Origin of the sequence: Cohnella thermotolerans DSM 17683 (genome assembly GCF_000429825.1) — a bacterium.
Lineage (GTDB): Bacteria > Bacillota > Bacilli > Paenibacillales > Paenibacillaceae > Cohnella > Cohnella thermotolerans.
In genome coordinates this window covers 1-25,184 of the sequence record NZ_AUCP01000035.1, presented here as the reverse complement: position 1 = coordinate 25,184, position 25,184 = coordinate 1, and the positions used below count along the sequence as shown (strand labels likewise).

Genomic DNA, 25,184 nt, shown 5'->3' with positions numbered 1-25,184 from the left:
CCTCCGTCTGGAAGGAGAGGACAACATTGAATATTCGATTGTGGCAGAAAGCTTGCGCTCTTGTCCCGGCCGCCGCTCTGATCTTCGTCATTCCGTCGCAGCTCGGCTTCTCCGAATCCGGCGGCCCAGCGGATACGGGCGGCGATGCCGCGGCGGGGTCCGTCCGGCAGGCGCAGGCCGCCGTTGCTCCTTCGGAGACTTCCATCCATAGGGATCCCTCTTATGCGGATAAGAAGCTCGAGTGGCAAGCGAAGGGGATCGCCGGCGCCCGGCAGACGGTGTCGGTCGACGCGGGGCAGCCGCATCGCGTCTCGGATGCCGCGAAGCTGACGATCGGCGACTACGCGGGCAAGTCGGGAGTGCTGCTGTGGCGCTCCTCGAACGAGAACTGGGTGGAGTACGAGGCGAGCGTGCCGGAGAGCGCACTGTACGAGATCGACGTCTCCTACGAACCGATCGCCGGAGAAGGCACGGGACCGATTCTGTGGGACGTCTCGATCGACGGGGAGCGCCAGTTCGAAGAATCTTCCTCAACCGCGCTGTACCGTCTCTGGAAGGACGATCGTCCAATCCTGAAGAATGCCGACGGCGACCAGATCCGGCCGCGCTCCGAAGAGGTGTCGGATTGGAGCGTGAAGCCGCTGCTCGACGCGGCCGGCGGTTATTCCGAACCGCTGCAATGGTATTTCACGCAGGGCAAGCATGTCATTCGCTTCTCCGGCAACGAGCCCGTTGCGCTGGAGCGGTTCGATCTGGCGCCGAGCAAGCCGGTTGCATCCTATGCCGAAGTCTCCGCCGGGTATCCGGAGCAGACGCCGGAAGCGCAGCGGTCGCAAGGCAAAGCGCAGACAATCCAGGCCGAAGATTTTACATACAAGAACGACACCGCCATCAAGCTGTTCTCGGACCGGGATCCGCGCAGCGTGCCCCGCGCGAAAGGGAGAATTACCTACAACACCGTCGGCGGGACAAGATGGGTGGAACAAAATCAGGAAATCACGTGGACGTTCGAGGTGCCGGCCGACGGCGAGTACAAGTTCGCGTTCCGCATGCTGCAAAATCTCGTGTCGCAGAAGACGTCGTTCCGCACGATCCGGATCGACGGCCGGGTGCCGTTCCGGGAATTCGAAGCCTACGCATTTCCCTATACCGCGAGTTGGAAGGGCAAGGTGATCGCCGACGGCGACGGCAAACCCTATCTGGTTTATCTGACAAAGGGGACGCACCAAATCTCGCTGGCGGTCACCCATGCACCCGTGCAACCGGTGCTGGAAGGGATTCAGCATCTGTCCGACGATCTCGATTCCGTGAACTGGGACCTTCGCGGGCTAGTCGGAGCGGTCATCGACCGCAACCGGACGTGGGTGCCGGAGCGGGATTATCCGGAGCTGCCCGGCAAGCTGCAGGAGCTGGCGGAACGAATGGATCGGCTGGCGGACGATTCCGTGCGGATCAACGGCGGTTCGGACGCCGTCAGTCAAGCGCTGAAGGCGGGCGCCAAGGACATCCGTACGATTCTAAAGAAACCGGAGGATATTCCGTACAACACGGACGAGATTACGGCGATCCGAGAGAAGCTGAATGTGTCAGCCGACTCGCTGCTGGATCAGGCGCTGCAGCTCGACGAGCTGTATATCGCGCCGAAGGACGCCAAGTTCCCGAGCATGAAGGCGTCCATCTGGAACCGGGTGACCGGCAGTCTGCAAAACTTCGCCTATTCGTTCAACAGCCGGGACAGCATCGCGAAGACGGACGACACGAAGCTGAACGTCTGGGTGCGGCGCGGCCGCGACTACGTCGACCAGCTGCAGCAGCTGGCGGACGAAGAGTTTACGCCAGCCACCGGCATTCAGGTCAAGGTGAACCTGATCGCCAATCAGGAGCTGCTGCTGCTGTCCAACGCGGCCGGCGTTCAACCCGACCTTGCGCTCGGATTGACGCAGGATATGCCGGTCGACCTGGCCATTCGCGGCAGCCTGCAGGATCTGTCGGAGATGAGCGGCTTCGACGACACGTACAAACGGTTCAGCCCGGGCTCCTGGCTCCCGCTGTATTACGACGGCGGCTATTACGCGCTGCCGGAGACGCAGTCGTTCCAAGTGCTCTTCTACCGTCAGGACATTCTGGACCGCCTCGGCCTGAAGGTGCCTCAGACGTGGGACGACGTGTACGCGATGCTGCCGACGCTGCAGCAGAACGCGATGAACTTCTATGTCGATCCGACGCAATTCTCGCAATATTTCTACAACAACAATGTCGAGTTTTACGATCAGGACGGCTTGAAGACGGCGCTCGACACGCCCGCGGCGTTCAGCGCGTTCAAGCGGTGGACGGATCTGTTCACGACGTACGCCGTCGAGCAGCAGGTGCCGAGCTTCTACGAGCACTTCCGCGACGGCACGATGCCGATCGGCATCTCCGACTACAACACGTACGTGCAGCTGGCCGCGGCCGCGCCCGAACTGAACGGCCGCTGGGGCATCGCGGTGATCCCCGGCGTCCGCCAGGCGGACGGGACGGTCACCCATTGGGCGGGCGGAGGCCAGCAGACGGACGTCATGTTCAAGCGCTCGAACAAGAAGGACGAAGCGTGGCGGTTCCTGCAATGGTGGACGTCGGCCGATGTCCAGCAGGCGTTCGGAGAGGATCTGGAGGCGATCAACGGCGTCGCCTTCCGTTGGAACACGGCCAATGTCGAAGCGTTCTCCCGGCTTCCCTGGAAGAAGGAGGACGCCCGCGTCATTCTCGAGCAGTGGCGCTGGTACAAAGACATTCCGAACGTGCCCGGCGGCTACTTCCTGACGAGAGAGCTGAACAACGCCTGGAACCGGACGGTCGTGAGCAAGGTCAACTACCGCGCTTCTCTGGAGCAAGCCAACCGTGACATCAACCGGGAGCTTCGCCGCAAGCAGCAGGAATTCGGCTTCGTCGACGCCGGCGGCAACCGGTTGAAGCGGCTGGACATTCCGGTGATCCGCAAGCCGTGGGAAGGAATCGATCCTTATGTGGAGTAGAATCTGGTCATATCGCGTCTCGTATCTGTTCATCGCTCCGTTCATGCTCGTCTTCCTGGCCTTTATCGTCATTCCGGTCGTCATGACGGCGGGGCTCAGCTTTACGTACTACAACGGGATCGAACCGCCGCGGTTCATCGGCTGGAGCAACTTCCAATATTTGATCTCTCAGGATCTGCTGTTCCTGCAGTACGCGCTGCCGAACACGTTCAAGTTCGCCATCGTCGTCGGACCGGGCGGCTACGCGGCGGGATTCGTTCTGGCCTGGCTCATCTCCCTGCTCGGCAAGCGGCTGCGCAAGTGGGTGGCGCTGGCCGTCTACGCGCCGTCGCTGACGGCCGGCACGGCGATGACGATCATCTGGCTGCCGCTGCTGTCGGGCGACCGCATCGGCTATTTGAACAGCTTCTTGCTGAACCAGGGCCTGATCTCCGTTCCGAAGCTGTGGGTGACCGATCCGCATCTGCTCATGGGCTCGATGATCGTCGTCTCGCTCTGGTCGAGCATGGGCGTCGGCTTTCTGGCGATGCTGGCGGGCATTCTCAACGTCGACCCGCAGCTGTACGAGGCCGGCCGCATCGACGGCATCCGCAGCCGGCTGCAGGAGGTCTGGTATTTGACCATCCCTTCGATGAAGCCGCAAATGCTGTTCGGCTGCGTCATGGCCATCGTCACGACGCTGAAGACCGGGCAGATCGGCGTGGAGCTGTCGGGGCAGAATCCGACGCCGCAGTACGGGGGCAACCTGATCGTCAACCACATTCACGACTTCGGCTTCATTCGTTACGAGATGGGTTACGCCGCCGCGATTTCGGTCTTTCTCCTGCTGCTGATGTACGCTTCCAACCGGCTGAGCTGGAGATTGTTCGGAACGAGGGATGAATAGGCATGAGACTCCGTTTTTCGCTGTCGCGCATATCGTTTGTCGTCCTGATGCTGCTCTTCGCGGCGTTCATGCTGCTGCCGATCGTCTTTATCATCAGCCATGCGTTCAAGCCGTACGACGAGTTGTTCGTCTATCCGCCCGAATTTCTGGTGAAGCATCCGACGACGCAGAACTTTGTCGAGCTGATGCAGGTGACGTCGAATTCGCTCATTCCGCTCTCGCGCTACCTGTTCAACAGCATCGTCGTCTCCGCGCTGACGGTCGTGCTGTCGACGATCATCAGCGCGATGTGCGGCTACGCGCTCGCCAAGCATCCGTTCCCCGGCCGGCAGCTCGTCTTCTCGACGATCGTGCTGATGCTGATGTTCGCGCCGGAGGTGGTGCAGATTCCGCGCTACCTGGTCGTCAGCCGCCTGGGGCTGATGAACACGTATCCGGGCCACATCCTGCCGCTGCTTGCGCTGCCGGTCGGCGTCTTCCTGCTCAAGCAGTTCATGGAGCAGATTCCGAATTCGCTGCTCGAAGCGGCGCGCATCGACGGCGCGACCGAATTCGGGCTGTTCCTGAAGATCGCCGTGCCGGTCTGCATGCCGGCCGTCGCGACGGTCGCCATTCTGGCCTTCCAAGGCTCGTGGAGCAATCTGGAGACATCCGCCTATTTTATGCAGGACGACGACATGAAGACGTTCCCGTTCTTCCTGTCGACGCTGACGAGCAACCTGGCCAACAATGTCGCCCGTCAGGGAGCGGCGGCGGTGGCGACGCTGATTGTGCTCCTGCCCAATCTCGTGTTCTTTATCCTTCTGCAGCGGAAAGTCATCGATACGATGGCCCATTCCGGCATCAAATGAGACAAGGGGAGGGCGCAGCATGAACAGTCGGTGGTGGTTGCGCGTCTCGGCGGCGGTTCTGGCGGCGGCTTTGACAGCGGCGCTGAAGCCGGCCGCGGCGGACGCATATTCCCCTTATGCGACCTATTACAAAGACGCCTATCAGCAATATATGCAAATTCAGTCCGCTTACCGGCCGGCCGGCGTGATCGGCTTTAATCTGGGAGCCGGCGGCGAGAGTGCGGACAGCGGGCAGGCCGCGGCCGGCGAGGAGCCGCTTCCCGCCGGACTGAGCCAGCCGCAGGACCTGTTCGTCGACCGGCAGGACCGGATCTACATTGCGGACACGGGCAACAACCGGATCGTGAAGCTGGATCGGCAGGGGAACCTGCTCGCAACGTTTGCGGTGAAGGAGAGCCCGCTCAGCAGCCCGAGCGGACTGTTCGTGGACGATAACGGCGACATTTACGTGGCCGACACCGGCAACCGGCGCGTCGTCAAGCTGGACCCGGAGGGCAGGCTGCTGCGCGAATACGGCCGTCCGGAATCGAGCTATCTGCCGGATTCGTTCCAGTACCAGCCGACGAAGCTGGTCGTGGACAAACGCGGATTCCTGTACGTGACGACGCTCGGCGCGTTCCAAGGGCTGCTGGAGCTGGACCCGGAAGGCCGCTTCCAGACGTTCTTCGGCGCCAACAAGGTCGCCTTCACGCTATTCGATGCCTTCAAGCGGCTCGTGTATACGCGGCGGATGTACCAGCGCGAGCTGAGCAAGCTGCCGGGGGCGATCGTCAATACCGCGATCGACGACGACGGCTTCATCTACACCGTGACGAAGGACATCCGCAACGAGCAGGTCAAGAAGTTCAACATCGCCGGCCTCAATCAGCTCGAGACCGGGGGCGAATTCGAAGTCAAGAAGAAAAAGAAAAAGCAGTTCGGCGAATATTACGGCGACCTGTCGCCGCCCGCTCCGGTGCAGACGACATCCTCGTCCGCTTCGTCCTCCTCGAGCGTCGCGCCGGCGGCGCCCGCTTGGGTGCCGGCGGTTCAACTGCAGGATATCGCCGTCGACCGTGACGGCAACTTCACGGTGATCGACGCGGTCACCGGCACGATCAGTCAGTATGACGGCGACGGCAGCCTGCTCTTCTTCTGGAACGGCACGCACGCCGAAGGCTCCCCGAAGCTCGGCATCGTCGACACGCCAGCCGCGATCGCGACGACCGCAGACGGCGATCTGCTCGTGCTCGACAGCGTGAACGGCCTCATTCAGCGGCTGCAGCTGACCGAGTTCGGCTCGCTGGTTCATCAGGCGAACAGCCTGACCCGCGACGGCCGCTATGCGGAGAGCGAGCCGCTCTGGGCGGAGGTGTACCGGCAGAACGCCTACTACACGCCGGCGCTGATCGGCCTAGCCAAAGCCGCCTACGAACGCGAGGACTACTCGCGGGCGAAGGAGCTGTTCTACAAGGCGGGCGTGAACAAAGGCTATTCCGACGCCTTCTGGCAGCTCCGGCTCGTCTGGTTCCAGCGGCACTTCGCATTCTGGATGGATCTGGCGATCGGCGTGCTGCTCGCGGCCTTCCTGCTCCACCGCTTCACGCGCAACCGGGAATGGCGGGACCGCCTGCGGGAGCGGCTGCGGCCGCGGCACAAGCTGATCCTGCAGCTCAATCACGTCCGCTACCTGGTGAAGCATCCGATCGACGGCTATCACGCCATCCGCTATCAGGGCAAGGCCGGGGCGGTCAGCAGCCTGATTGTGCTGGCGGCCGCCGTCGCCTCGTTCTCGTGGATCGAGGCGGGGACGAGCTTCACGTTTAACACCGCCGTATACAAAGGGGTCAATCTGGGACCGCTGCTCGTGCAATTCGCGGGCATCTGGCTCGGCTGGGTCGTCTCGAACTATCTGGTCAGTTCGCTCATGCGGGGCGAAGGCCGCTTCCGCGACGTGTTCTACGGCAGCTGTTACGCGCTGCTGCCGATCATTGCCCTCGGCGTTCCGCTGACGATTCTGTCGCATGCGCTGACGCTGAGCGAGAAGCCGATCTTCGACTTCCTGCAGCTGGCGATGCTCGTCTGGACGGCGCTGCAATTTTTCTGGATGGTGCAGGGCATTCAAAACTACAACGTCGGCGAAGCGCTGCTGAACATGCTGTTCTCGCTGCTGACGCTGGCGATGATCGCGGTGCTGATCTTTATCTTCGTCAGCCTGAGCGGCGAACTGATCGACTTTATCTATTCCATCTACCAGGAGGTGGCGATCCGATGAACCGATGGCCTTGGCGCCGCATCGTTCCTCTTCTGGCCGGAGCCATCGTACTGGCGGCAATCGGCTGGCTCGCGCTCCGGGTCGCCCAGACGCCGGGCACCGAAGAGGCCGCCGCGTCGGCCGCGATCGAGACACCGGCGGGCGCCGCGCTGTTCCGGCCGCAGCTGCCGAACGAGGGAAGCTTCCGCAAGGCGGCGGAATCGGCGTCGCTGACGCTTCTGGCCGATCCGGCGACGGCGCACTTCCAGGTCGTCAGCAAGACGACCGGGCAAGTCTGGCGTTCTTATCCGGATCCGGAGGACTGGAAGCAAGAGCAGCTGACCGGCGTCTGGAAAAACAATCTGCTCTCGCCCGTCATTGTCGAGTACGCGAATCTGTCGAACTACAAGGCGGCCTCGAAGACGGTGGGGCTTGTCGATGAGAAAGGTTATGTAGAGAACTTCCAGACGAAGCCGGACGGCTTCACCGCGACGTTCGTGCTTCCGGCGGGAGGCTTCAAGCTGCCGGTGGAGGTGACGCTGCACGACGATTACGTAGAGACGGCGCTGTTGGATCAGGGGCTTGCCGAAGGAGACAACAGCTTGCTGAATGTCAAGCTGTACCCGCTGTTCGGCGGGCAGGCGACGAAGGGACAGGACGGCTATCTGTTCGTGCCGGACGGCTCCGGCTCGCTGATCCGCTTCAAGTCCGGGCGGATTCTGCCGCAATCGGTCTACAATTACAGCATTTTCGGCGACGACGCGGCCTTCTACCTGGACGATCCGAACAGACAGCGCATCTTGCTGCCGGTATTCGGACTCAAGTCCGGCGATCAAGGGTTTCTGGCGGTGGTGACGGACGGGGCGGCCTTCGCCAAAGTGTTCGCGGCGCCGTCCGGCGCGATCGGAACGTCCAACTGGGTCACGGCGGAGTGGCAGTACCGGAAGCGATTTTTCCAGAGCGTCAGCCGCAGCACGAACGCGGGCTTCTACACGTACGGCGAGGACCGCTTCGAATCCCCGCGCCGTTCCGTACGCTACTATCCGCTCAGCGGCGAAGACAGCGGCTACGTCGGGATGGCCAGCGTCTACCGCAACTATCTAATGAAGGAACAGAAGGTGCAGCGGCTGGCGAACGTTCCGTCCGACATCCCGTTCTACCTGGATCTGATGGGCGGCGACATTCGCAAAGGGCTGCTGCTGGACGACTACATGACGGCCACGCCGACCTCGGAGGCGAAGGGGCTGCTGCAAGAGATTTACGATCAAGGCATTCATCGGATCGTCGTGCAGTACGCGGGCTGGCAGCAGGACGGCTACAGCACGCAGGGCGGTTATTTTCCCGTCGATTCGCGGATCGGGGGCAGCAAGGGGATGAAGGCGTTCATCGACTTCGCGCATACGCTCGGCATTCCCGTCTACCTGACCGCCAATTATACGGAGAACAACAACGGAGACGACGGCTTCTGGTCGCGGCGGGACGGCGTGCGGGACCTGTCGGGGAATGTGCTGGAGGCGCCGGACGGCGCCAAGCTCGTCAGCGCCGGCTTCTACCGCAAGACGCTGGCCTCCGATCTGAAGGAATTCAAGAAGCTCGGCGCGGACGGCATCCGCTTCGAGAACGGCATCGGCGAGCGGCTCACCACCGACTTCAACAGCCGTTACGGGGGGAGCCGCACCGATGAGATCGGCATTCAGAGGCAGGTGATCGAGCAGACGAAGCAAACGCTCGGCTCCGTCGCCGTGTCGAACGCCAACGCCTATACGTATGATCTGATCGATCATATCCCGCTGCTGACGGACGACGATTCCTACGACATCTTCACCGACGAGGCGGTGCCTTTCGCACAAATCGCGCTGCACGGGCTCATCCCCTATACGTCCCAATGGTCGAACCTGCGCAACGAGTCGCGGACGGAGTTCCTGCGGATGATCGAATACGGGGCATACCCGACTTACCTGCTCACGACGGCGCCGTCGGACCGGCTGAAAGGCGCGTATTCCGCCTGGTATTACAGCATGAACGGCCGGGATTGGCTGCCCGAGCTGACCGAAGAGTACCGGAAGGCCGACGAGGCGCTCGCGCCGGTGCAGGACAAATTCATCGTCGGCCACCGCGCGCTGGCTCCGCAGGTCAAAGAGACGATCTACGAGGGCGGCTACCGCGTCGTCGTCAACTACGGCAAGTCGGCGTATGACGTCGGCAGCGTGAAGGTGCCGGCGCAGGACTTCGCCATCGTGAAGGGAGGGGAGACGCCATGAGGGGAAAAGGCCGGCTTCATGCCGCTACGCAGCGGAAGATCGAGGGCTCCCTGTTCATCGCGCCGTGGGTGTTCGGATTTCTGGCGTTCGTCGCTTTTCCGCTCGGCTACTCGCTGTACATGAGCTTTTTCCAGGTGCGCATTACGGTCCATTCCGTCGTCTATACGTTTCTCGGCTTCCAGAATTACAAAGAAATTCTGATCGCCAACGGCAGCCTCCTCTATGAGGATCTGATCCCGTTCCTGAAGCAGGCGCTCATGATGATTCCGATCATTCTCGTCTTCTCGCTGCTGGTGGCGATTCTGCTGAACATGCGGTTCCCGGGGAGGACGCTGTTCCGGGTCATCTTCTTCCTGCCGGTCATCTTCTCGTCGGGGCAGATCGTGCAGGAATTCATCAATCAGGGGGAAGGCTCGCTCACGGTGCTGCAGTCGCTGAACATTGACGGCTATCTGCGGGATTACGTGCCGGCGGGATGGGCGGATCCGATCACGACGGTGATGAGCTCGTTCGTGCTGGTGCTCTGGTATTCGGGCGTGCAAATTCTGATCTTCCTGGCGGGCCGGCAGACGCTGTCGGCATCGATGTACGAGGCTTCCCGCATCGACGGCTCCGGGCCGTGGAACACGTTCTGGAAAATTACGCTGCCGGGACTCGTGCCCTACATTTTCCTGAATCTGATGTACACGGTCGTCGACCTGTTCACCTTCCCGTCGAATCCGATCGTGAGCAAGGTCAACACGACCAACTACGGCAGCTCCAGCGCGCTGGCGTGGATCTACTTTACGATCATTCTGCTGTTCGTCGGCTTGACGCTGCTGCTCTACAGCCGGGTAGACAAGGCGCTCTCCGGCGCGCGCCGGTAGAAGGAGGCGAGAACATTGGCTAAAATCCCCATCGGCAAGCCCGTCCCGTGGAGCGGCTCCCGGGACACCTGGCTGCGAACGTTCCAACGGCTCCGCTACCGGATCGTCGGCCGGGAGATCGATCAGGGCCTGCTGTTCAAGCTCATCATCTACATTCTGCTGATCAACGTCGCGTTCATCTATCTCAAGCCGATTCTGTACATGGTGACGACGATGGTCAAGGATGCGAAGAACATTCTCGATCCGACCGTCATCTGGGTGCCGAAGACCATCTATCTCGGGCATCTGAAGACGGCGGGCAAGATGCTGGAGTACGGCCGAAGCCTGCTCCTGAGCGTGACGCTGGCCGGCTCCGTCTCCGTGCTGCAAGTGTTCTCGTGCGCCGTCGCGGGCTACGCGTTCGCGCGGCTGGACTTTCCGTTCAAGCGCTTCTGGGGCGCGATGCTGCTGTTCACGTTCATTATGCCGCCGCAGGTCGTCATCTTGCCGACGATCATGCTGTTCAAGAGCTTCGGATGGATGGACACCGTGCTGCCGATGATCGTGCCGGCCATCTTCGGTCACGGGCTCAAGGGCGCGATGTTCGTCATCATCTATCGCTCGTTCTTTTCGACCTTGCCCAAGGAGTTGGACGAGGCTGCGCGCATCGACGGGGCGAACGCCTTCAGGCTGTTCTTCCGCGTCATGTTTCCGCTCTCCCGTTCGGTCATCGTCGTGGTTGTGCTGTTCGCCTTTGTCTGGAACTGGAATGACTTCTACCTGCCGTCGATTTTCATGTTCACCGCCGAGCACGTGCCGCTGTCGATTACGCTGGCGCGGGTGGCCGCCGAGATGGCGGCCGCAGAAGGCGCGGGCGAGATGTCGGTGTATCAGGAAGCGATCAAGATGGCGTCCTCGTTCCTCATTATTTTCCCGCTGCTGATCGTGTATTTCTTCGCCCAGCGCTGGTTCATCGAAGGCGTGGAACGGACGGGGATTGTCGAGTGAGGGATGCGGTTCAACGGGGAGGTGATCAAGATGCATCGGCAGCCGGCCGGCTCTTTGTATGATTGTCGCCGGAAATGAGGAGTCAGGGCAAGCCTTCCATCGCGGTATAAGCGAGACGTAGAGAAATCTACTTAATTCAATAGGAAAAGGATTGGTGACAACTATGAGAAAAGGGGCTTTATCGCTTAGTGCGCTGGCGGCGGTCGGATTGCTGGCCGGCTGTGCCGGCAAGAATGAGGGCGCCGCTCCGGCGGCATCGGGATCGGACAATTCCGCCGCATCAGGTTCCGCTTCCGCCGCCCCGACGTACAAGAAGCTCGGCGACGAGCCGTTGACGCTGACGCTGTACGTCACAAGCGGCACGTTCACGGATACCGAGTTCAAAGCGGAGATCGCGGATCCGATTCACAAGAAGTATCCGAACGTGACGATCGAACGGATTACGCCGGCTGCGCAGACGACCAACGAGGAAGTGCTGTCCACCTATACGCCGGACATCATCTATTCGTCCTCCTCCTCGCACCAGGATATTATCCGGGCCGGCGCTTACGAGGATCTGCGCGAGCTGATCCGGACGCACAACTTCGATACGTCGAAGATCAAGCCGTTCCTGTGGAATTACGTGCTTGACATGACCAAGGGCAAAGGAGACCAGATCTACGCCATTCCCTACAACTCCAACCAGCACGTGCTGTATTACAACAAGGACATCTTCGACAAGTTCGGCGTGCCGTATCCGACGGGCGAGCAGATGACGTGGGATCAGACGCTCGAGCTGGCGAAGAAGCTGACGCGGACGGTGAACGGTGTTCACTATGTCGGCCTCGCTGTCGACAACCTGACCGGCTTGGCCAAAGGGCTCGGCCTGCCGTATGTCGACCGGCAGACGGGCAACGCCGCTCTCGATACGCCGGATTGGCGGCGCACGTTCGAGTTGCAGAAGAAGATCTTCGAGATTCCCGGCTACGTCGGCCCGGACAAGACGTGGAATTTCGGCCGCGACCAGTTCATGAAGGACCAGACGATCGCGATGCGCGTCTCCTGGCTGGCCAACATGGTCGGACCGCTCGAGGAGCTGCGTCAGCAGGGCGTCGAGTTCGACTGGGACTTCGCGCCGGCGCCGAACTTCGAGGATCAGCTCGGCAAGACGAGAGAAGCGCAGGTGCATACGCTATCCATCAACAGCAAGTCGAAGCATAAGGATGAAGCGTTCGACGTCATTGCCGAGATTCTGTCGGAGGAAGGCCAGGACATTCTGTCCCGCAACGGCCGCGTACCGGCGATTAACGACGAATCGCTGAATGCGGATTACGGCAAGGACGTTCCGGTGCTGCAAGGCAAGACGGTATCCAACATCTTCGTCGGCGAGCCGCTGCAGGAGCACTATACGAGCCCGTACGAGCTGGAGATCGGCGACGAGATGACGCAGGCGGCCGAGGATCTGGCGATTAACGGCCTGGATGTGAACTCGGCGATCCGCAAGGCGACCGACGCGATCAACAAGAAGGTCGAGACGCTGCGGACGACGATCGGAGAGCCGTAATCGGATTGATAGGCGAATAGGAAGGGAGAAGGACCGAGCCAGGGGGCCCGGTCCTTCCGTTCTGTTCGCATGCGATTGCCGCTTCCGTATCGGAGGCGGGGAGTGGATCGCCCGCGCGGCGTTCCGGGCATGCGGCGGATTCAGATGACCTCGGCCGGGAACAGCTCGGTCGACAGGTAGCGTTCGCCCGTATCCGGAAGCAGGACGACGATCAAACGCTTTTTTTATTTTCGAGATGAAGACAGGGCCGGCGCGGTTATGCGAATGGCATTCGTGCTGTTCGACGGCATAACAAGCGTGGTCTACGATCCGGTATATTCGTTCCGAAGTTCGGGATAAATCCCCCCCTCTTCAAGACCGATTGCGCCCGGAACGCGAACGACCGGTCTTTATCGGGATTCCGCCGCATGAAGGCTGTTTTCGCTAATAAGATAGTGGGGGAGGGGATGATGGGGAATGAATCTGAGCGGCCAAGTCGATCAAGCCGTCGGACGGTTGTCGGAATCCTTGTCCCGCATGCAATCGGATGACGGCTCCTGGCGATTCTGCTACGAAAACGCGGTGCTAACGGACGCCTATATGATCATCGCGCTGAGGACGTTGGAGATTGCGGATGAACCCCTGATCCGCCAGCTCCGCGACCGGCTGCTGGCGACTCAGTACGCGGACGGTGCCTGGAGAGCTTATCCCGATGAGCGGGAAGGCAATTTGTCCGCCACGGTCGAATGTTATTACGCGCTTCTCTATTCCGGCTACAGCCGGGATGCAGATCCTCCGCTGGTCAAAGCCCGGGCGTTCATTCTGGCTAAGGGCGGGATTCAGCAGATCGGCGGATTGCTGACCAAAGTCATGCTGGCCTCGACGGGCCAATATCCATGGCCGCGTTCCCTGAAGATCCCCTTGGAATTTCTGCTGCTGCCTTCCCAATTTCCGCTCAGCGTCTTCGACTTTTCCGGATACGCACGCGTTCATATGATTCCGGCTCTGCTGCTCGCCGACCGGCGGTTCTCCCTCCGGACGAAGACGTCCCCCGATCTGTCCGAGCTGGCCGGAGACCGATCGCGGGAGCCGCCGTCTTGGTTCGACCCGGCGCTTGGCCGCGGTCACCCCCGTGAGCTTCAATCGCTGCTGGAGCAGATCGGCAAAGGTATAGAACGTCTGAACGGGATACCGTCGCAGCTTCACGAGGAAGCCGTCAGGCGAGCGGAGCGCTACATGCTGGAGCGGATCGAAGCGGACGGAACGTTGTACAGTTACGCTACCAGCACGTTCCTGATGATTCTCGCGCTTCTCGCCATCGGCTACGATAAACGCCACGCGGTCATCCGCAACGCCGTTCAAGGCCTACGGGCCATGGTCTGCCGCGGCGCCCAACCGATTTTCCTGCAGAACGCTCCTTCCACCGTATGGGACACGGCCCTGTTGAGCAGCGCGCTGCAGGAAGCGGGAGCCGACGCGAACAGTCCGATGATCCGCCGCGCGAACGCGTATCTATTGGCCAAGCAGCATCGCAAACCGGGGGATTGGCTGGTGCATAATCCAAGCGCGGTTCCCGGAGGGTGGGGATTCTCGGATACGAACACGATCAATCCGGACGTGGACGATACGACGGCCGCTTTGAGAGCGATCAAGCGCCAAGCGGGAGCCGACCCGGCCTATCGGGAAGCGTGGAACCGCGGCTTGCACTGGCTGCTGTCGATGCAGAACGATGACGGCGGGTGGCCGGCGTTCGAGAAGAACACGGACCGCCAGATTCTTGTCCTGCTTCCGCTCCGGGAAGCCAAGTCGTCGGCCATCGATCCGTCGACGTCGGATTTGACAGGGAGAACGCTGGAATTCTTGGGGAATTACGCAGGCCTGGGAATGGGTCACGCGTTCATCCGCAGAGGAACGGATTGGCTCATCGGCCATCAGGAAAAGGACGGCTCCTGGTACGGGCGGTGGGGCGTCTGCTACATCTACGGCACATGGGCCGCTTTAACAGGGCTTGCGGCGGCGGGCATCCGAGCCGATCATCCGGCCGTACGCGCGGGAGCGCAGTGGCTGACGGACATTCAGCAGGCCGACGGGGGCTGGGGAGAATCCTGCGACAGCGATCGGCAGATGCGCTATATTCCGCTTGAGGAGAGCACGCCTTCGCAGACCGCTTGGGCGCTCGATGCGCTCATCGCGGTTCATGAGGCGCCGACTCCGACGATCGACAGGGGAATTCGCCGGCTGATCGGTCTGCTCCAGGAAGAGAGCCGGTTCGCCGCCTATCCGACCGGCGCGGGTCTTCCGGGCATATTCTATTCCCACTATTACAGCTACCGGTACATTTGGCCGCTGTTCGCGCTCGCTCACTATAAAAGCAAATATTCTTCATAGACAGCGCTCGGCCGGGCCGAGCCGGCGGGACAAGCCGGCCGCGCCAGCTTCGTTTCCCTTCGGGACTACCGCTCTTCCGGCTCGGCCAGGCCGTCCCACAGCTTGCCCAGCAGCTCGACGAGCATCAGCCGCTCGGCCGGCGACAGCCGCTCGAACGGCTCGGCGAGCTCGCGGGTCCACATCGCCTCCGTCTGCCGGATGAGCGAATGGCCTTCGGCCGTAATGGTCACGGTCCGGACCCGCGGGTCGCGAGGCCACGGCCGGCGCTCGATCAGCTGCGCTTTCTCCAGCCGGTCGAGCATCTGCGTCATCGTACTCTGCCGTACGCCCATCCGCTTGGCCAGCTGTCCGACCGTCGGGTCGGGCTGTTGGCCGATCTGACGGAGCAGCTGCCATTGGACGCGGGTGACGATGCCTTGCTCGAAGGCGAACGACTTCCTGCGCAAGCGGCGGTTGATGGCGACCAGCAGATGGGTCAGCCTGAGCAGCCGTTCGTCGGCCGTTTCGTTGGGTTCCATGGGCGCTCCTCCTTCCAGCCGCAGCCGAGATTCTTTACCCTCAAATATATAGTTTAGCTAAATAAAAAGTCAATTCAATTCTTCGAAATCGACGGAAAACGGCCGGTTTAAAGCCGATTATTCGCAGCGGTGCCCTCAAATCGGGTAAGAATATATAGTTGACATAAAGATTTTACAATGCTATGATTTCTCCGAGCGTTTAACTAGGAATATATATGGCTGTTGACCAGATCACTGGAGGCACACGTTTGCGATGTGCCTCTTTTTGCCGTTGCCTGGTGGAAGAGGAACTGCAGGAGGAAGGGATCGGCTGTTGAAAAGCCAGCGTTTATTGTTGCCTTACGTCAAATCGAACGGGTTGTACTACTCATCGGCCATATTGCTTACTTGCTTGGCCAATCTCGCGCAATCGTATTCGCCGCGATTGCTCGGCAAGCTGACCGACGGGTTGGAGCGCGGCGATCTGACGCCGTCCATGCTGCTCGAGTACACCCTGCTGCTGCTCGGGACGGGTCTTGCCTTCGGCATTCTCGGGATGTCCGGGCAGTCGACGATCATGCGACTGGGACGGAAGTTCGAAGCGGTCATGAGGCAAAGGCTGTTCGATCATTTTACCGGGCTTAGCGAGAGCTTCTATTCCAAGCAGAGCGTCGGAGGGCTGCTCAGCTACTTCATGAACGACGTGACGGCCGTTCGGGAGGCGCTGTCCAGAGGCATTAGCCAGTCGGTCAACTCGATCATGCTGATCGTATCGGCGATCACGATGATGCTGCTGGGCGACGTGCCTTTGTTGCTGATCGCCGTCTGCGTGCTGCCGCTGACGCTGATTCCGGTGCTCGTATACCGGTTCAAACCGCTCATCCGCCAGCGTTCGCTGGCGGTGCAGGAATCGCTCGGCCGAATGACGGCATCGGCGGAGGAGCAGATCTGCGGCATCCGGGTGACGAAGAAATTCGCCGCGGAGCGGACGATGCTTCGCCGGTTCGAGGAGACTGTCGACCGCATTCGCGACAGCCAGGTGCGCCTCGTGCGGGTGTCTTCGCTGTTCCAGGCGCTGATCCCGTTCCTCGGCTCGCTGTCGCTGGCGATTACGCTCGGCTTCGGCGGCTACCTGACGATCCGCGACCGCATCTCGCTCGGCGACTTCGTGGCGCTGACGCTGTATGTGCGCATGATGGTCAACCCGCTGCAACAGATCGGCAACGTCATCAATACGATGCAGCGGTCGCAGGCGTCATTCGAGAGGCTGGGCCGGATGCTTTCGACCGGCGCGGAGGACCCGGCGGAGCCCTCCGACGCGGAATGCGATCTGCGCCATGATACGATCCGGATTCGCGGCCTGTCGTTCGCGTATCCGGAAGCGGGCCGCGAAGTGCTGCACGACATCGATCTGACGATCAAGCCGGGCCGCACGGTCGGCATTCTCGGCAAGACGGGCAGCGGCAAAACGACGCTCGTCAAGCTGCTGCTCCGCATGTACGAGCCGCCGGCAGGCACGATTGCGGTAGGCGGCGTCGACATCCGCCAGATCCGTCTGGAGAGCTTGCGCAGGCAGATCGCTTACGTTCCGCAGGACGGCTTCCTGTTCAGCACCACCATCCGCGACAACATCGCCTTCTACCGCCGGGACTCGGCGCTTGGCCCGTGCGCCGGGCGGCCGAACAGGCGCAGATCGAGCAGAGCATTCTCGAATTTCCCGACCAGTACGAGACGAGGCTCGGAGAGCGGGGCATTACGCTGTCGGGCGGACAGCGTCAGCGGACGAGTCTGGCCCGGGGCCTGATCAAGCGATCTCCGATGCTCATGCTGGACGACAGCGTCAGCGCCGTCGATTCGGTGACGGAGAAGAAGATCATCCGGGCCGTGCGCGAAGAGCGGCGCAACGAGACTACGCTCATTATCGCGCACCGCATCAGCGCGCTCCGGCACGCGGACGAGATCGTCGTGCTGGACGAAGGACGCATCGTGCAGCGAGGCACCCACGCCGAGCTGCTCCGACAACAAGACGGCATATACGCCCGTCTGTATGCTATTCAGGGAGGAAGCGACCGATATGCCGAGAACGGGCCAGCCTGATTTGCAGACGGGCCAATCGCCGCCGCCGCCGCTGCGGCGGGACGACGCCAAGTCGGCGTTGCGCGCGCTGCTGGCTTACGCCAAGCCGCAGCGTCGCACGTTCCTGCTCGTCTTCCTGTGCGCCCTGCTGGCGATTGCCGCCGACCTGCTGCAGCCTTATCTGGTGAAGGTGGCGATCGACGATCACCTGATGGCCGGCCGCGCCGACTTCGCGGAGCTGCTGGGGATCATCGGCGTCTACGTGGGGCTGACGCTGCTCAGCTTCTTTTTCAGCTACCTGCAAAACAATTTGCTGCAGTATGCCGGACAGACGATCGTGTCGAGCATTCGCAAAGACTTGATGGCGCACATCTCCAAGCAGTCGATGTCATTCTTCGACCGGATGTCCAGCGGCAGTCTAATTACGAACGTGTCGAGCGATACGGAGACGCTGAATCAATTTTTCTCGAATGTGCTGCTCAGTCTAATGCGCGACAGCATGACGCTGATCTTCATTCTCGTCATCCTGTTCCAACTGGACCCGCGGCTGACCGGCTACTGCTTCCTGCTCATTCCGGTCATCGTGTCCATCGCGCTTGGCTTTCGCTCCTACATGCGCAAGGCGTATCAGCAGTCCCGCGCCCAGTTGTCGCGGCTGATCGCGTTCGTGGCGGAGAATTTGGCGGGGATGAGCATCGTGCAGGCGTTTCATCAGGAGAAGGAGCAGCGGGAGCGGTTCACGGAGCGCAACGGCGGCTACTACCGGGCAAGCCTGCGGGAAGTCGGAGCGAACATGCTGTTCAACCGCTCCTTCGATACGCTGGGCAACCTGTCCGTCGCACTCGTCGCGTGGCTGGGCGGCGAAGCCGTGCTGAACCACAGCATCGAATACGGCGTCATGTACGCCTTCATCTCGTATATTCGCCAGTTCTTCCAGCCGATCAACCAAATTACGCAGCAGTGGAACACGATGCAGTCGACGATCGTGTCGATGAACCGGATCAACAGTCTGCTGGCGATCGAGCCCGCCATCGCCGAGCCGGAGCTTCCGCGGTCGATTCGGCTACCGGTTCAGGGAAGGATCGACTTCAACCGCGTCTCCTTCGCCTATCAGGAAGACGTGCCGGTCATCCGGGACATCGACCTGCATATCCGACCCGGCGAGATGATCGGCATCGCCGGCACGACGGGTGCGGGGAAGAGCTCGCTGATCGGACTGCTCTGCCGGTTCTACGATGTCGGGCAGGGTGCGGTGGAGATCGACGGCGTCGACGTGCGGCACATTCCGTCAGACAAGCTGCACCGGATGATCGGGCTGATCCAGCAGGAACCGTATCTGTTCACCGGAACGATCATCGACAACGTCCGCCTGTTCGACGAATCGATCTCCCGCGAGAGGGCGATCGAAGCGTGCCGCTTCGTCGGCGCCGACACCATCGTCGGCCGGATGAAGGACGGCTACGATACGATGCTGTCGGAGCGGGGAAGCAGCCTGTCCGCCGGCGAGCGGCAGCTGATCTCGTTCGCCCGGATTCTCGTGTTCGAGCCGCAGATTCTGGTGCTCGACGAAGCGACGGCGAATCTTGACTCGCAGACGGAGCAGCTCATCCAGAACGCGCTCAGCATCGTCTCCCGCCGTCGCACTACGCTGGTCATCGCCCACCGGCTGTCGACCATCCGGCACGCCGACCGGATCATTGTCATGCGCGCCGGCCGCATCGCCGAGGAAGGCACTCACGCGCAGCTGCTGGCGCGGCAAGGCTATTACGCCGAACTGTACCGGCATTCGCATGGCGATCAGGCGGATGAAGCGTGAGCCGAGCGGGCGCCCGGACGAAGAGGACCCCGCACCGCTGAGCGGCATCCGGGTCTTGCCTCTGGCGGAACTTCTTAATTCATGGCCAGGAAATAGAACAGCGCCGGCGGAAGGGTTAACTTGGACGGAAAGATCATTGAAATGTTGATCAAGAACATTGCGTTCACGTTGCGGGGCTTTCGCCCTTTGTTCGTCAGATGTATGATCATGAAGAAGCTTAGACAACACACGACCCGGCCTAAGATAGGAACTATCTAGGGCCGGGTCGTGTCGTGAATGCGGGGGATCCGTTTTAATAAGTCTGGAATGAGATATTTCGCAAGTTGCAATCGATTGGGCCAAAGAGCGAGCTATTGAATTAGCCTTAGATATTAATTTTAAATGTCAGTCCGTTTTTGATTTAAATCCAATCAATGAATTTGACCTGATCTATGATTCCGGATGTATGCATGGAATTTTGCCTCATCGCAGAATTCAATGCTTAAATATGATTTATAATGGTTTAAAATCAGGCGGATATTTTGGATTGACTTGCTTTGCACCAGGATATGGGGAAGTTGGAGGGCCGCAATTTACAATGAATGACTGGGAAGTATATGAAGAGAAGACCATGAAGGGTGGGCTTGCTTTCTCTGACGAGAAAATTCGATATTTAATGTCTGATTATTTTGAATGCACCGAATTAAGAATAATGGAAGCTAAGGATCAAGAAAGTGATCTTTTTGGAGTCCCATTTCTATGGACTTCACTTTGGAGAAAGAAATAAGAGACAATATTGTATGTCGCGGGCAGACGTTTATACGAGGACGAACGCGGTTCGCGTTACGGGAGCGGATGACGGCGGAATTGCTCATGCATCTGGTCTGTACGTGGACGCGCGGGCCCTTTTTTTACGACCTTCAGGGTCATCGGGCGCTAGGGGAATCATTCGGGTGACTTCATAAGTTTAATAAAAGAAATAAATTCTTGGATTGGAATTTTCTATTATAAATCCGTTTGACACCTTGGGATTATGGGTGTTAGTATGGGTTAACCAATGTAAACAACTGGGATTTATATGGATAAGGAACCGCAATCCTTCTACCAGATCACTGGAGACCGTTGCCCGATGTGGGATAGGGGTCTCCTTTTCTTTATCCAACAGCCGCCGATAGATCGCTATAAGGAGGGATGGTTTTGTTCAGAGAGGGCTTTAAGGTATTCGACATCCACGGGCATTTGCCCTATAACTATCCGAGCACGGGGGAGAAGCACGAGAAGATTCAACAGTACGGTAGGGAACGGTCCGAACGGATGCGGTTAACTTGGGACTTCCCGGCTTCCGAAGCGGATCCCGGCCAAGCGAAGAGGCCGCTGGTCGCGCGGTGGAAGGACGAACTGGATCGCTACGGGATCGGAGGGCTGAACTTTCTGACCGGGTGGACAAACGATGAACTGGCCGCGCAGATCGCCTTCGCGCCGGACCGGTTCACGGGATTTGCTTCCCATCCGATTGAGCGACCGGATGCTGCGCAAGAGTTGAAGCGGGCCGTCGACGAGCTCGGCCTGAAGGGTTACAAGCTGTTCGGGCCGCTCACGCCCGTTGCGTTCGACGACGAGTCGCTTGCTCCCGTATGGACGTTTCTGGCCGAACGGGAGCTCCCGGTGCTCATCCACTTCGGCCTGCTCGGCCATGCCGGCGGGATCGTCCAGCATACAAATATAAACCCGCTGTCCATCTTCAACGTGGCCCGCCGTTATCCTGACATTCCGATCATCATTCCCCACTTCGGCTGCGGGTATTTCCAAGAGTTGCTGCATCTTTGCTGGAGCTGTCCGAACATCTTCGTCGATACGTCCGGATCCAACCAATGGATCCGTTGGATGCCGTACGAGCTGACGCTGGAGACGTTGTTCCGCAAGACCTACGAGCTGATCGGCCCGGAGAGAATTATATTCGGCAGCGATTCGCTCGGCTTTCCCAGAGGGTACAACTACCGTTATTTGCAGGATCAGGTACGAGCGGCACGTGATCTGCGCTTCTCCGAATCGGAGATCGAAGGCGTTTTCGGCAACAACGCGAGAAAGCTGCTTCGCCTTGAACCGTCCATTCCATTATCCGAACTTAAGGAGACGATCCGATGAAATCTAGCTTAGCGGTTCCTGCCAAGCTGTCCACCATACTCGCCGTTACGGCGGCGCTGCTTGCCGCTTGCGGCGGCAACGGCGGCAATAACGCCGAAGGTGCGGCTTCGTCGCCCCTAGGATCAAGCGGATCCTCGGCTTCTCCGGCTTCGTCCGCAGCTTCCAAGGACGAAGGCCAGGAGAAGGTGACCATCGAATATTGGCAATACGAGTATCCGGCCAAAGTGTCCCTTATCGACGAACTGATCAAGCAATTTGAGGCACAGAACCCAAACATAACGGTTAAGCAGACGAATTTTCCTTACGATCAGTACAACGAGAAAGTGGCTACTCTCGTGCCAGCCGGCAAAGGCCCGGATGTGATCAACCTGTACTACGGCTGGCTGCCGAAGTATGTATCCTCCGGGTTCCTGCAGCCGCTGCCGGAATCCGCCTTCCCGGCGTCGGAGATTGAGCGCGATTACTATCCGCTCGTGAGCGCAGCCAAAATCGACGGCTCCTATTGGGCCATTCCGACGGCCGTCCGCACGCTTGCCTTATTCTATAACAAGGATTTATTCGCCAAAGCCCAAATCGGGCAGCCCCCCGCTACGTGGGAGGAACTTGTCGATGACGCTCTGAAGCTGACGCAGAAGGATGCCAAGGGACAGTTCGTCGTCGAAGGTCTGGCCTGGGAGCCGGGCGCGCAGCTTCATCATTGGTACAGAGACGGCTTGCTGCCCCAGGCGGGCGGACAGGATCTTAGCGAAGACCGCCGTCGGGTTCTGTGGGCGGATTCGCCGGCAGGGCTCGAGGCCTTTCAATACCTGATCGATTTTGCGGTCAAGCACAAAGTCGGTACGACCGGGGTGTTCACCGACGACGCAACCGCCTTCAAGACGGGCCACGCCGCCATCAACATCGACGGCTCGTTCCGCCTCGGATCCTTGAAGACGGACGCTCCCGATTTGAATTACGGCATCGCGCCGCTGCCGTCCTACAAGAACAAGTCCGTGCCTTCCTCGTTCTGGGCGAACGCCATACCGGCGAACGTATCCGGCGCGAAGCTGGAGGCTGCTACGAAGTTCCTGCAATTTCTTACCAGCCAAGAGGTCCAGGAACAATGGGTGGAGAAGGTCGGCGAATTGCCGGCGCAGAAAGCGGTCGCCACGCAGGACAAGTACCTGAACGACGAGAAGCTGGGGGCGTTCATCAGCCAGTTGGACAACAGCAAGGCCCACTTCTTCATCGACGAGACGGCGGAGAGAACGTTGTTCGTCGACGCGACGAACGAAGTCCTCCGCAATCACGTCCCGGTCGATAAGGCGTTCGCCGATCTCGTATCCAAAACCCAGAAGCTGTACGACGATTATTGGGCCAAAGCGGACGGCAAATAATACGGCATGGCCGTCTGGAATCCGGCGCGGCGCGAGCCGGCGCCCGGCCGGCATCCGGAGAGGAGGGATGGTGGGGAGCATGATCACGAACGCGATTCGGCGGAGCACCCGGGCAGGGCGCAAGCTGCTGGCGATGCGGGCGACCTATCGGATGCAGCGGTACCTGTTCATTTATTTGACGATAGGGATTCCCCTGCTGTACTTCTTCGTCACAAGGCTCGTTCCGATTGTCTATTCCTTCAGCATCAGCGTCCGGGAGTGGGATATCCTCTCCCGGTCCAAACCTTATGTCGGCTTAGCGAATTACGCCTCGCTGTTTGCAGACGAAGCGTTCCGCAAGTCGCTCGCGAACACCTTCCTGTTCGTCGCCGTCGGCATCCCCGGACAGCTTGCCGTTGGACTTGCGGTCGCCCTGCTGCTCCAGGGCACGACGAAGCTGCGCGGGTTTTTCCGTACCGTCTATTTCATTCCCTATGTGACGAGCATCGTCGCCGTCAGTTGGGTATTCCGATGGCTGTTGATGCCCAACGGGTGGGTGAACGAACAGCTCCTGAATCTCGGTCTGCCAGCGCAGTTGTTCCTCCAGTCTCCGCATCAGGCGCCGTATGTCGTCATCCTGGCCATGATCTGGCAGAGTTTGGGGTTCCAGATGCTGATCTTCATCACCGGACTGGAAGGCATTCCGAAGATGTACTATGAGGCCGCCCACATCGACGGCGCGACCGCCTGGCGGCGATTCCGCCATATTACGATCCCGCTGCTCAACCCCGTTATTCTGTTCTCGGCCGTCATCGCCGGCATCTCCTATCTGCAGGCGTTCGCCCATATCGTCAGCATGACGCAGGACGGCGGCCCGCTGAATTCGACGAGAACGCTTGTCTATCACATCTACAAATTGGCGTTTAAGAGCTTCGATATGGGCAGCGCTGCGGCCGCAACGGTCATTCTGTTCGCGATCATCCTGGCGTTCACGCTGCTTCAACTGCGAATCCTAAACCGAAAGGTCGACTATTGAGGAGGGGGCAACCGTTGAATCCGAAAACAACAGACAGGGGAGGCAGAACGTTCGCCTTGCGAGCGGCTCTGTCGGTCATTCGATATACGCTGTTGTTCGCGGGCATCACTGTGACCTTGTTCCCGTTTTTATGGATGACGGCGTCCTCGTTCAAGCGGCCCCAGGATTTATTCGACCTGAGTCTTGTCCCTTCACCCGCGACTTGGCATAATTACACGGAACTGTTCGCCAAGGCTCCGTTCGGCCATTGGATTGCCAATACCTCGGCGATTGCGTTCATCACGACGCTGTCCGTGTTGGTTTTCGACACCGCCGTCGGGTACGTATTGGCCAAATTCACGTTCGCAGGGCAGAAGATTATTTTTCTCATGATCATCAGCACATTGATGGTACCGACGGAGATGCTGATTATCCCGTGGTATTTGCTTGCTTCGAACCTTCAGTTGTCAGATACGTACGCCGGCGTATTACTGCCCGGGTTAATGACGGCGTTCGGGATCTTCCTTATGAGGCAATTCATGGAAACCCTGCCATCGGAGCTGCTGGACGCCGCGCGCATCGACGGCTTGAACGAATGGCGGGTGTTCTCCTCCATCGCGGTTCCGTTGGTGAAGCCGGCCGTCGTGACGCTTGCGATTCTAAACCTCATCTCAAGCTGGAACCAATTTATATGGCCTTTTATCGTGTTGCAGACGGAGACCAAGTATACGCTTCCGGTCGGCATGGTCTATTTTTCGAGTGAATTAAAAGACAACAGCGGGTGGATTCTCATCATGACGGGGGCGACCGTCTCCGTGCTCCCGCTGATCGTTCTGTTTCTGATCTTCCAGAAGCGAATTATTCAGGGCATCGCGTTGAGCGGCATGAAATGACGTCATCGCCCAAGAGTGGGCCGTGGCCATCGAGTTCCGCCGCCATCCTTTTCGGGATGGTTTTTTTTCTACGACAGCATAATTAGCTAACAAAACAATTGCTCCCATTCATGCTCAAGTGCAGCCAGGTACGCCTTGGGATCTCGATTAAAACGTCTGCGCTCTACATGCTCGTTCAAACGGGAACACCATTCCAATTTACATTTCTTATAGGTGGTATAGTCAACGGAGCGTAAGCGGCTTTCAATGTGTTCCTGACCAAGTGCGTCCCGAATGAGGACGATCAATTCGCCATTGCGCTGGATGTAGGTATTCCAATTCCGAAGTCCCGTGATGCGGCGGTGGTTAGCCTTCGTCTGCCGAAAAAATTGCTCTAAATCATTGTTCGTTCGCGGAAGGT

Annotated in this window: 17 protein-coding genes and 1 pseudogene; 16 read left to right on the top strand and 2 right to left on the bottom strand. The window is 59.7% G+C overall.

All coding sequences use genetic code 11. The features are described from left to right. The first annotated feature begins 26 nt into the window (after positions 1–26). From G485_RS0106115 to shc, 9 genes are all read left to right on the top strand, one after another. Positions 27–3,014: an extracellular solute-binding protein gene (locus G485_RS0106115; RefSeq protein ID WP_027091829.1), complete on the top strand. Its 2,988-nt coding sequence runs from the start codon at positions 27–29 to the stop codon at positions 3,012–3,014. Further along, a complete protein-coding gene (locus G485_RS25320; protein WP_338027733.1) occupies positions 3,004–3,900 on the top strand; it encodes a carbohydrate ABC transporter permease in 897 nt (298 codons plus the stop codon). Before G485_RS0106115 ends, G485_RS25320 begins: the two co-directional genes overlap by 11 nt. 2 nt (positions 3,901–3,902) lie before the next feature. Next, a complete protein-coding gene (locus G485_RS25315; RefSeq protein WP_084423143.1) occupies positions 3,903–4,751 on the top strand; it encodes a carbohydrate ABC transporter permease in 849 nt (282 codons plus the stop codon). 19 nt (positions 4,752–4,770) lie between these two features. Then, positions 4,771–7,005, top strand: a complete 2,235-nt coding sequence (locus tag G485_RS0106100) for an SMP-30/gluconolactonase/LRE family protein (protein ID WP_035155006.1) — start codon at positions 4,771–4,773, stop codon at positions 7,003–7,005. After that, on the top strand, positions 7,002–9,245 hold the full coding sequence (locus G485_RS0106095) for a DUF5696 domain-containing protein (protein ID WP_027091827.1): 2,244 nt from the start codon (positions 7,002–7,004) through the stop codon (positions 9,243–9,245). The genes G485_RS0106100 and G485_RS0106095 overlap by 4 nt, the downstream gene beginning before the upstream one ends. After that, the gene (locus G485_RS0106090; protein WP_027091826.1) at positions 9,242–10,111 is read left to right on the top strand and encodes a carbohydrate ABC transporter permease; all 870 of its coding nucleotides are present in this window, start codon (positions 9,242–9,244) and stop codon (positions 10,109–10,111) included. Before G485_RS0106095 ends, G485_RS0106090 begins: the two co-directional genes overlap by 4 nt. Positions 10,112–10,126: 15 nt before the next feature. Continuing rightward, entirely contained in the window at positions 10,127–11,098 is a 972-nt protein-coding gene (locus G485_RS0106085) for a carbohydrate ABC transporter permease (RefSeq protein ID WP_027091825.1), read from the top strand. A gap of 163 nt (positions 11,099–11,261) precedes the next feature. Then, on the top strand, positions 11,262–12,641 hold the full coding sequence (locus G485_RS0106080) for an ABC transporter substrate-binding protein (RefSeq protein ID WP_035155003.1): 1,380 nt from the start codon (positions 11,262–11,264) through the stop codon (positions 12,639–12,641). A gap of 456 nt (positions 12,642–13,097) precedes the next feature. Next, positions 13,098–15,008 carry a squalene--hopene cyclase gene (gene shc, locus G485_RS0106075; RefSeq protein ID WP_027091823.1) on the top strand — a complete coding sequence of 637 codons (1,911 nt, stop codon included), beginning with the start codon at positions 13,098–13,100 and terminating at the stop codon, positions 15,006–15,008. A gap of 65 nt (positions 15,009–15,073) precedes the next feature. On the opposite strand, the gene G485_RS0106070 is transcribed toward shc, so the two are convergent. Next, on the bottom strand, positions 15,074–15,526 hold the full coding sequence (locus tag G485_RS0106070) for a MarR family winged helix-turn-helix transcriptional regulator (RefSeq protein ID WP_035155001.1): 453 nt from the start codon (positions 15,524–15,526) through the stop codon (positions 15,074–15,076). A 253-nt stretch (positions 15,527–15,779) separates the two neighbouring features. Between G485_RS0106070 and G485_RS25310 the strand changes: the two are divergent. The 7 genes and pseudogenes from G485_RS25310 to G485_RS0106030 all read left to right on the top strand — a co-directional run bounded on the left by G485_RS25310 (position 15,780) and on the right by G485_RS0106030 (position 24,784). Further along, positions 15,780–17,602, top strand: a pseudogene (locus G485_RS25310) (ABC transporter ATP-binding protein). Next, on the top strand, positions 17,580–19,397 hold the full coding sequence (locus tag G485_RS25305; protein WP_084423142.1) for an ABC transporter ATP-binding protein: 1,818 nt from the start codon (positions 17,580–17,582) through the stop codon (positions 19,395–19,397). The pseudogene G485_RS25310 and the gene G485_RS25305 overlap by 23 nt, the downstream one beginning before the upstream one ends. A 313-nt stretch (positions 19,398–19,710) precedes the next feature. Next, entirely contained in the window at positions 19,711–20,163 is a 453-nt protein-coding gene (locus G485_RS29745; RefSeq protein WP_156922168.1) for a class I SAM-dependent methyltransferase, read from the top strand. 404 nt (positions 20,164–20,567) lie between these two features. Further along, positions 20,568–21,521: an amidohydrolase family protein gene (locus G485_RS0106045; protein ID WP_051318058.1), complete on the top strand. Its 954-nt coding sequence runs from the start codon at positions 20,568–20,570 to the stop codon at positions 21,519–21,521. Further along, the gene (locus G485_RS25295; RefSeq protein ID WP_084423140.1) at positions 21,518–22,897 is read left to right on the top strand and encodes an extracellular solute-binding protein; all 1,380 of its coding nucleotides are present in this window, start codon (positions 21,518–21,520) and stop codon (positions 22,895–22,897) included. The genes G485_RS0106045 and G485_RS25295 overlap by 4 nt, the downstream gene beginning before the upstream one ends. Positions 22,898–22,976: 79 nt before the next feature. After that, positions 22,977–23,912 carry a carbohydrate ABC transporter permease gene (locus tag G485_RS0106035; RefSeq protein WP_084423139.1) on the top strand — a complete coding sequence of 312 codons (936 nt, stop codon included), beginning with the start codon at positions 22,977–22,979 and terminating at the stop codon, positions 23,910–23,912. 14 nt (positions 23,913–23,926) lie between these two features. Continuing rightward, positions 23,927–24,784 (top strand): carbohydrate ABC transporter permease, encoded by an 858-nt coding sequence (locus G485_RS0106030; protein ID WP_240489075.1) that lies wholly within the window; start codon positions 23,927–23,929, stop codon positions 24,782–24,784. An 86-nt stretch (positions 24,785–24,870) separates the two neighbouring features. Here G485_RS0106030 and G485_RS30595 read toward each other — a convergent pair. Beyond that, a partial coding sequence (locus G485_RS30595; protein WP_027091817.1) for a hypothetical protein occupies positions 24,871–25,184 on the bottom strand: 314 nt, incomplete at its 5' end.